The organism is Nonomuraea sp. NPDC050643 (genome assembly GCF_040654715.1).
GTDB lineage: Bacteria > Actinomycetota > Actinomycetes > Streptosporangiales > Streptosporangiaceae > Nonomuraea.
In genome coordinates, this window is the sequence record NZ_JBFAIM010000003.1 from 345,235 (window position 1) to 352,676 (window position 7,442).

A 7,442-nucleotide genomic window follows, 5' to 3' on the forward strand; every position below is an offset into this window, starting at 1 on the left:
ATCGATTCGGCAACGTGATCTGGATTTTGAGATTTCCGCAACGTCGAATATGTGGAATCTAGGGAGCGCAAAATTTTCAACGGAGGCTGCGGAGGACGCCGTCACCCGCTGGGCCGGTATATGTTGCGGCTTCTGTACTTGTATGGACATCGCTGCGCAAAATTCAGACTCGATGAGGCAGCATCAGGTAGATGACGGGCGGGTTGCGCGGTGCAAGGCTGTCGGTTTCTGTGCTGTACCGGCAACTGCGGCCATCATGACCGAGGACGCCTAGGCTCGGCCAAGGGGCGCCGGGGCAGCAGCGAGTGTGAGCGTCAGCGACGTCGGAAGTCCGCTACGGCCCCTGGCTGTGGATGCGGCTCCGGAAATGTCGGTGATCTCTGATAGGTGTTGAGCGCTGTACCCGTCCGTCCTCTCCTACTCACGAACAGACAATGAGCGATCGTCGAACGTCACCACATCCCGGTCCCACCACCATCGCCGAAGACCCTCATCTGAGGTCGCAGTTCATGCGGCAGATTCTTACAGCGTCGGGCGGCCCAACCTCACCTGCCAACGGCAACACGGCACCTCGTGTGCTCGTCCAGTTCTGGAACGATGCATCGACTGTCCCCGGCGACGTACAGGAATGCCTCGACAGTTGGGCCCCGCTAGAAAACGCGGGATTCGAGAGGCTGCTCTTCGATGACACCTCGGCGGGGCGGTTCATCCAGGAACACTTCGCTGAGCAGCACATGAGAGCGTTCGCCCGTTGCCATCATCCCGCGATGCGTGCTGACTACTTCAGGTTGTGCTTCATGCTGCGCGTCGGTGGCTTGTACGTCGATGCCGACGACGAGTGCCAAGGAGCGAGTGTCGCACCACTCGTTAACGACGGTTTGCTTCGCCTCCAGCCGCTCGTATACGACATACCGTCCGACTCCATGGTCGCTGTAGAGCGTGCACTCGATACGAGCGACACCGGAGAGCACATCTTCTATGTCAACAACAACCCGATCATCACAGCGCCAGAACACCCGGTGATCGCCAAGTCTCTGGAGCGCGCCACGGCGCGTCTGCTTGCCGCGGATGAGTCGGACCGTGACATCCAGGCCCTGACTGGGCCGGGCAATCTCACCGCGAGTTTGGTGGCTTACGCGGCCGAATTGCAGGCGCAGGGGAAGACACCGACCTTCGAGCTAATGACCTGCTGGGACACGGTCGCTGTCAGCAAATGGCCCCTGAGCTATCGAGCCGACGAGCGCAACTGGCGGCACTGGGTACGGGGCGAAGGCAAGGCGGCTCATTCTTGAACAAGCGCACGTTTGCAGATTTCCGGCAAACTCTCCTCCATTATGGGCGACTTCGACTTCGCTTGGCCGACTGGCATCGACGCGCAGCCGTGTTCTCGCGTGCTGGCGAGCCGGATGCGCTGCGCCGCATCTACGTCATCAATCTCGACAGACGCCCCGACCGCTGGCGACGCGTAAGAGGTGAGCTCGACCGCTTCCGAGACCGGCACGGGGAACGCTTATCGGCCGTCGCCCGACGGTTCTCTGCGGTTGACGCACGATATACGCAGGCCACGCCCGACCCGGTAACATTGGTTCCGACGTTCACCCTGGCTGACCAGCTCACCGTCGAACCGAACCCCTTGCTTCGCATCGACGCCGCGACGCGTGCTCGCGAAATCATGATGACTCGTCAGGAAGTTGCCGTCGCGCTCTCCCACATCGAGGTATGGAAGTTGATCGCCTCCGGTGACGTGCCCAGCGCACTGGTGCTCGAAGATGACATCTTCATGGCCTACGGCTTCGCCCGCGGTCTCGACGCGACCTGGTCATCGCTGGACCGCTCGGCTTCGGGTGAGCCGGACTTCGATCTGTTGTACCTGGCTTTCGAAGAAGTCGGCAACGTCGATCCTGTCCGGAACGGAGCCAGTACGCGAAGGCTTCAAGAGCCGGGCATCTGGGAGGCTTCGGGCTACGTGCTGAGTCGCGAGGGGGCGCAGAAGCTCCTTAACCACCTGCCGGTGTACGGCCCCGTAGACCTCTGGCTGAACATGCAGTTCAGCCACATGCGTGCCTACACCGCTGCGCGTCCGCTCATCGCGCAGCGCATCGACGAGCCGTCGAGCAACTCCTATTCCATTCTGCCGGTACTCTCCCAGGTCGGAGTGATCACGCGCGAGAAGCCGCTCGTGCCAGCGACCAAGCACCTTCCCGGGCCTGTGGTGGCGGTCGGGTCCTCCGGTTCCGGTTTGACCGCGCTCGCCACGGCACTCTCCATGCTGGGTTACACCTGCTGCAGTGACCTTGATGGCTTGCCCGCAGCAGAGGAACAGGCCCTCCTGCGCGGCGGTCGGAGACGGCTGTTCAACGCCTACGTCAACGTTGGCTCCCTCTCCCCAGAAGCGCTCCATCAGATCGTTGGAGCAAACCCGAGCGCACGGATCATCGTCACGTCAACCGACCTGAGATTACCCAGAGAGGTGGGTGACCGAGCTCTCCTGTTCACGCACGAGGCGAAGGACCGCTGGGCCTCGCTCAGCGAATTCCTCGGCGTCGACTACCCGTCGTTTCCATATCCAACCGACGTCGATCTCGGGATGCGCATCCGCAGACCCCGGGCTCTTCTGCAGAGCGCTAGGAATCCGATGGATCTGAAACATGACACCAGCCCGTGGATCGCAACACCGGGACGTATCGAGTGGGACGGCATCACCATCAGCGCAGAGCCGCCCCAGCACACACTCACCGCCCATGTCGACTGGACGTCTGGGGACAAGCTCAACGACGAAGTCTGGAAGCTCCGCGACGACACTTTCCCCAGCAACATGGCCCTGTTCACGCCGGCGAACGTCAGCCAGCACGGCACCCACGCACGACTAACACTTCGCCCGGAGCAAACACCGGTTCGTGAGCTCACCTCAGGCGCGATCGCGAGCCGCGCCGTGTACCGCTACGGCAAGTTTTCGGCTGAGCTCCGCCCGCCGGGCGTTACGGGAGTCGTGACGGGCATGTTCCTCCACCGGAACGGACCCCGACAAGAAATCGACATTGAGTTCCTCGGCAAGGACACCACCAAGATGCTTGTCAACGTCTTCTATAATCCCGGTCCCGAGGGTACAAAACTCGAATACGGCTACCGTGGCACGCCGACCCTTATTGACCTGGGCTTCGACGCCGCCCACGATTTCCATACCTACGGAATCGACTGGCAGCCAGGCGCCATCCGCTGGCTTGTCGATGGTGCAGTCGTTCACGAGCGCGTGGCATGGGACCCCACGCCAATACCAAATCAACCATTGCAGTTCAATATCAACCTATGGCACTCGCGCTCCAAAGAGTTCGCCGGCAACCTAGCCACGGATCGGCTTCCCACATCAGCGCACATCCGGTCAGTCGCGATCCACGAAACTGTCACGAAGGGTGATCAGTCGGATCGGCGACCCTCTTAGTTAACGCGCATATCCCGCGCGGGTCAGTGTGTTGTGTTCAGAAGATCTCCCCGGAGCTCCGCCTCCTCGCACGCCCAACTCACGCTACGCCGCCCTGGCGATCCCCAGAAGCCGTCTCATGAGCGGCCAAGTGCCGGCCGATGTACGATCCCAGGTCGTCGAGCCAACGGGCAGCCTGCTGTTCTGTCGGTTCGGCCAGGGAGAACAGCCGGGCTAGGCCCCGGCTGTTGCCGCCGTGACGGGCATTGCTCAGGGCGTCCAGCACACGGCCGCAGGCGACGTCCCGCTCATCGTCGGGGTCAAGATACCAGCGGCCCCGTCGGCGGCCGGGGTTTTTCGCCGCTCGGCGATACGCCGAACTCGCGCACTCTGCCGCCCACTGTTCGTCCTTCGCGGCCAGCGGCTTGTCGGCAAGGAGACGGTCGAACAGCCTTTTCCACGGCCCCAGCACGTCAGCGGGCAACGGGCTCATCAGCCGGTATGCCTGGTGGAAGACCGCTCGGTGAAAGGCCGTTTGTTGGTCCGGTTGCAGGTCGTCGTAGCCGCGGCAGGCGTGGGCGAACTGGGCGAACGGGCCCGCATCGGTGAAGGTCGTTCGGGTGTGGAGCTCGCAGAAGCGGTGTACGAACTCCGCCGGCGCGTCGCCGATGTTGCTGGTTCCCAGGCCGGAGCCCAGGCACAGCGCCTGGTAGACGTTGATGAAGTCCGGGCCGACGAACCGGCTGCCCGGCGCCACGCGCAGCCTTACCGACAGGCGGGGCCGGGAGGCCCGGTGAAAGCCCAGTTCGGGAGCCCAACACCATGGATCGCGCTGATACTTCAGCGGGAATCCTGGATCATCACCGCGAATGCCGACAAACGGCTGGCAGACGTGGGCATCCGGCTGGTTGGAGGTCGTTGCCATGGACCTCATTGTGGTCATCCCGCTTCGTCGTCTGCAGCGGAAGCGGCGCGAAGTTCCTGAAGGGATCGCATTCCATAACCTGCTTACGTCTTGCAGTTGCGACGTTCATCAACGTGCTGGCAAGCTGCCCACGGCACAGGGACGACGGCACCATGGAGTCGGCCAAACGAACGTCGCCACCACCGGCAGCATCTCCGTCTCCAAGATTTTCGACCGAGGCGGGGAGACCGCGATGGGGCTCCGCAATCCCACAACAACTGGTCTGGCGCAGCGGTGTGAGTGGCGAAACAGAGGGCGTTGTAGTCCGAGAAGTTCGAGCCGCGCCCAGTCGTCGATCAACGATGTACGGGTCGCAGGGCCCCTACTGTTCGGCAAAGGCTTATGGCGTGTGCTCGCGATCCGGCGGGGTAGCGAGACTACCGTCAGGCACAATCGGCGGACATGAGGAGAACTCAAGGCTGGCTGATCTATGGTGTGAACGAGTGGCGGCTTCCCGAGATTCCGTCTGGCCTGTACCCTGACCGAAGGCCTGAACTCTGCCACCTGGGATGAAAACGGCCAGGGAGCGCCATATTCGGAACGCGAGCGTTCGCATTGGACCGGCCAAGTTGTTGATGTTCATTGAATGCCTCATCAGCGGTCCATGTTGCGCCAGTTGCGTGTGTCGCTGCGATATGTTAGATCCCAGCACGGCTCTGCGGTTGCCTCCCAGCTGAGGAGCAACTCGAAGTCCGGCATGGTGCCGCTGATCTGCAACTCGCGGGCGTGCGCGGCTAGGACGGCGGTGAGGTTCCCGGGACCGGTCGTCGCCTGGATCTCCGGCGCTGGCTCGTCTCCGAGCAGGGTGTTGGTCGCACGCTCGAGCGCCCGCCGCAGGACCGGATGACCGGCTGGGGCGGCGATCGGGTTGTTGTTCACGTAGAAGATGCGACCGTGCGTCGGCAAGTCTGTCTTTCGGAGTTCGGAGTCCGGCACCATGCCGCAGGCATTCACGTCATAACACAGTGGGTGAACCTTTAGCGTGCCATCGCGGAAGACATCGTTCCAGCCGTCGCCCACCAGCACATCGTCGGCGTCGACGTACAGGCCGCCCTCCGCAAGCACGAAGCACATGCGTAGATAGTCGCTGCGCATTGCGGGATGCCTGCATCGCGCAAACGCGGCAAGCTCCCGCGGGCCATACCGCTCCTCGATGTAGGCCGCTGCCGAGGCGTCGCCGAACATCTGGAACGAAAAATCATTGTCGCGCAGCGCATCCCAACTCTCCAGGCACTTGCGGACGTCCGGTGGTACGTCGCACGGGTCGTGCCAAAACCGCACCAGGGTTCTAGGTATAGACCCTGTACGATGCGCGTGCCTGGATGCCGAAGATGCGCTCCGTAGTTGCTGCAACGTCAATTCTCGGATGAAGTCAGAGCGCAGACGGTTGTCCTCTTCGAAGCCTGGCGGGTACGAATCCGTTGCCGAGGCTTCTCGCTGAGGGCCATATGTTGCCGGAGTGTCATTCGGCGCTGGCGCGATCAACGGTTTCTCTGAATCGTGTCTCGTCGGGTTCACTGACCCGCGTCTTTCCGATATGCCATGAAGCGCTCGGAACTTCGGAGGAGATACGCGCGCCCCTCGACTACGAAACCGTCCAGTCCATGATCTGTGGTGTATGTATCGAGGTCCGACAGGTTGTTGATGAACCCCTTCCCGTTGAAGTTGAGCGATGTGTTGCACAGGACTCCATATCCAGTGCGTGCCTTAAAGGCAAGGAGCAGCTCGTAGAGTTGGGCATTCGTACTCGGGCTTACAGTTTGGAGTCGGGCCGTGCCGTTTACGTGCGTTACTGCGGCCAGCGCGTCCGTGTTGGCTCGGTAGGTGTACAGCATGAACGGGCTTTCTTGATTACAGCCGAACAATCGCGCCGCATCACCTTCTAGACAGACGGGGGCGATTGGCCGGAACTGCTCGCGCTGTTTGATCTCGTTCAGGCGCACCCTCGTGTTGTCATCGAATGGCGCGGCGAGGATCGACCTATTGCCGAGAGCGCGAGGGCCGATCTCGTATCTGCCGTTAACCCAGCCAAGGATTAGGCCGCTACTCAGCATGTGGGCGACCTCATCGTAACTCGTGTCGCGGACGTCGTAGCGCCCGGGCGGGACGGATGAATCCGTCCTGAACGGCAGTCCGGAATAGACGTCCCATTTGATCTTTGCGTCGCCGGTGAAGTGGAGTTGAGCGTCAATCGCCGTTCCGATTGCCGAGCCGGAGTCGTTGGCAACGGGTGGCACGAAGACCTCGGAAAAAATGCCGGTCTCCCTCCACTTCGAGTTCCAGTCGCAGTTCAGGCCACAACCTCCGGAGATGACCAAAGGCAGTTTCTTGCGCAGGTTCGCCTTGGCGAAACGGTAGAAGGTGTCAAAGATTCTGTCGCTAAAGATGCCCGCGAAGTTGCGGAACTCTGTGTCATCCGTACCTACGTTGTAGTACGCGGACGACTCCAGCCGGTCATAGAGGTCAAGCCGAACGTGTCCCGAAGATAGAAGGAAGGCCATTAACTCTTCCTCTTCGGCGGTGGGCGTGCCCCTTTTTGAGAAAGAGGCGAGTGCCATCAACTTGCCCGCATCCGAAAAGCGGGAGAACGGCGCATTCTTGGGAAAGGTCGGATCTGCCAATCCATAGATCGAGGCATATCGGTTCCCTGGTTCGTTCATCACGTCGGCAATCAACGTTATGTTCATGTCTGGATCGATCTCATAGAACGCGCCGATCGCACCCTCCCACACCAGCGCATAGCAAGGCGAGCCCTGGGGAAATGGTGACATGCCAAATCCGCAAAGCAGGTGCGACCTTTCGTGAGAAGAGGAGAAAAACGGGACTGACTTTCCGACCAAGCGGCGATGTTCCACAGTGATTTCGTCTTTAGCGATGCCGCGATATCCAACGTGGGACGGTGGCCCGGTCGGGCGAGCCTCACGCGGCCACCAACCCCCGGTGCACACCACGTCAGGCAGCTGCTCTAGGGCGTGTTTTCGAATTGGATCTTGAGGTGGGTTGAGGGCCTCATGATCGTTGCATGCGTGGGGATCTCAGTGATGAGCAGTGGGCGGTGCT

The 7,442-nt window shown here is 61.4% G+C and carries 5 protein-coding genes; 2 read left to right on the forward strand and 3 right to left on the reverse strand.

What is annotated here, in order from left to right:
- Positions 1-509: 509 nt before the first annotated feature.
- A complete protein-coding gene (locus AB0I15_RS05800; protein WP_358090733.1) occupies positions 510-1,292 on the forward strand; it encodes a glycosyltransferase in 783 nt (260 codons plus the stop codon).
- Positions 1,289-3,439 (forward strand): family 16 glycosylhydrolase, encoded by a 2,151-nt coding sequence (locus tag AB0I15_RS05805; protein WP_358090736.1) that lies wholly within the window; start codon positions 1,289-1,291, stop codon positions 3,437-3,439. The genes AB0I15_RS05800 and AB0I15_RS05805 overlap by 4 nt, the downstream gene beginning before the upstream one ends.
- A gap of 79 nt (positions 3,440-3,518) precedes the next feature.
- Here AB0I15_RS05805 and AB0I15_RS05810 read toward each other — a convergent pair whose 3' ends face one another.
- From AB0I15_RS05810 to AB0I15_RS05820, 3 genes are all read right to left on the reverse strand, one after another.
- Positions 3,519-4,343: a hypothetical protein gene (locus AB0I15_RS05810; protein WP_358090739.1), complete on the reverse strand. Its 825-nt coding sequence runs from the start codon at positions 4,341-4,343 to the stop codon at positions 3,519-3,521.
- Between the two features lie 633 nt (positions 4,344-4,976).
- A complete protein-coding gene (locus AB0I15_RS05815) occupies positions 4,977-5,663 on the reverse strand; it encodes a glycosyltransferase (protein WP_358090742.1) in 687 nt (228 codons plus the stop codon).
- 233 nt (positions 5,664-5,896) lie between these two features.
- On the reverse strand, positions 5,897-7,153 hold the full coding sequence (locus AB0I15_RS05820; protein ID WP_358090745.1) for a carbamoyltransferase C-terminal domain-containing protein: 1,257 nt from the start codon (positions 7,151-7,153) through the stop codon (positions 5,897-5,899).
- Positions 7,154-7,442: the final 289 nt, after the last annotated feature.